Annotated in this window: 2 protein-coding genes; one reads left to right on the forward strand and one right to left on the reverse strand. The window is 35.6% G+C overall.

Features of this window, described 5'->3' with window-relative positions:
- Nucleotides 1-193: hypothetical protein (locus OZD63_RS05685; protein WP_275008346.1), on the forward strand; the 193-nt coding region annotated here is incomplete at its 5' end.
- On the opposite strand, the gene purH is transcribed toward OZD63_RS05685, so the two are convergent.
- Nucleotides 165-1,676, reverse strand: coding sequence for a bifunctional phosphoribosylaminoimidazolecarboxamide formyltransferase/IMP cyclohydrolase (gene purH, locus OZD63_RS05690; RefSeq protein WP_275008347.1), 1,512 nt, complete (start codon nt 1,674-1,676; stop codon nt 165-167). The genes OZD63_RS05685 and purH overlap by 29 nt on opposite strands.
- Nucleotides 1,677-1,828: the final 152 nt, after the last annotated feature.

Raw genomic sequence — 1,828 nt, forward strand, 5'->3', positions numbered from 1 at the left:
AGACTCTTTTCATATGGAGAAAAATCAATGCTTGCAATGTTGTTGTAGGGGTAGGTATGACGGTTCGCGGCAGCATGACGATGGTTTATACCTCGTCATTCCGCTACTTGTTAGCGGGATCTATGTTAAGAGATACCGCGGCGGTATGACGATAAGACACAAGCCTAATGGAAAAAATTGCGAACGCCAGTGAAAAACATAGCAATTTTATTTTCATTTGCAGCTTTTATCACATCTTGATCTTTCAGCGAGCCGCCGGGCTGAATTATAGCTGTAATTCCATGTTTTGCACTTTCTACTATGCTATCTGGGAATGGAAAAAATGCATCTGAAGCAAGCACTGCACCTTTACATTTTTCACCTGCTTTTTTCACTGCAATGTTCACACTATCTATTCTGCTTGTTTGCCCTGCGCCGATGCCAATAGCACAACCATCTTTTGCTATAACTATTGCGTTGGATTTCACATGTTTACATATTTTCCAGGCAAAAATAAGATCTTCCTTTTCTTTTTCTGCTGTAGTGCACTTTGTTACTTGTTCTGCTTTTATTGTGTGGTCATTATTTTCTTGCACCAAAAACCCACCAACAACATTTTTAATTTGGTATTTCACATTTTGTTGGAAAGATTTATGAATAATCACTCTTAAATTTTTCTTTCTTTGTAAAATTTTTAGTGCCTCATTGTTTACCGATGGTGCTATCACTACTTCCAAAAATATCTCGTTTAATTTTTCTGCTAGCTTTAAATCTATCTCCCGATTTAAGGCAACTATGCCACCAAAACTGCTTACTTCATCACATGATAGAGCCTTTTCATATGCCTCCAAAGCATTATTACTAACAGCAGCGCCACATGGGTTATTGTGCTTTATTATCACTGCTGCAGGCTCTTCGAATTCAGAAGTTATGTTAAGTGCGGACTCTATATCTACTATATTATTATAACTCAACTCTTTTCCATGTATTTTTTCCAGCGGATATTTGGTGAATTGATTGCTATAAAATGCAGCTTTTTGATGAGGGTTTTCACCATACCTTAATTCTTGTGCTTTATGCCCATATAGTGCGAAAAACTCTGGCAACTCATTATTTTTACTCTGGGATAAAAACCAACTGTGAATATTAGAATCGTAGTGTGCAGTGAGAGCAAATGCTTTGGTTGCTAAATATTTTCTATATTCCAATGTTGTTTCATTGTTATTTTTTATCATCTTAGCTTTTAGTGCTTCGTAGTCTTGAATGCTAGAAATAACTGAAGTAAAACGAAAGTTTTTTGCTGCAGCTCTAATTAACGCCACTCCGCCGATATCAATTTGTTCTATAATTTGCTCTTCATTTGAGCCGCTACTTACTGTCTCCCAAAATGGGTATAGATTAGTTATAAGCAGGTCTATTGGCTCAATACCTAGATTTTGTATTTCCGTTTTGTGTTTTTCTCTATTGCAAAGTATTCCTCCATGAATTTTAGGGTGTAAAGTTTTTACTCTACCACCCAGTATCTCTGGAAATTGTGTGTAATCTGAAACCTCTTGTGTTTTTATTCCTGCACTAGATAGCGTTTTATAAGTATTTCCCGTTGAAAGAATTTCTATTTGTTGCTGCATTAAAAACGATGCAAGATCAATTATATTCGTTTTATCGTATACTGATATTAAAGCTCTTTTTATTTTCATTTTTATATGGAAAGTTTCTTAAAATTATATCTAAGAAAAAGGAATTTGTCTATATATAGCTACCACGTCATACCGCCACGGTATGGCTTTGTTGCATCGCTCTTCGGATAGTAGGTAACGTACAATAAATTCATGAAGCTATCTCAAACTTA

Origin of the sequence: Wolbachia endosymbiont of Drosophila leontia, assembly GCF_028981785.1 — a bacterium.
GTDB classification, from domain to species: domain Bacteria; phylum Pseudomonadota; class Alphaproteobacteria; order Rickettsiales; family Anaplasmataceae; genus Wolbachia; species Wolbachia pipientis.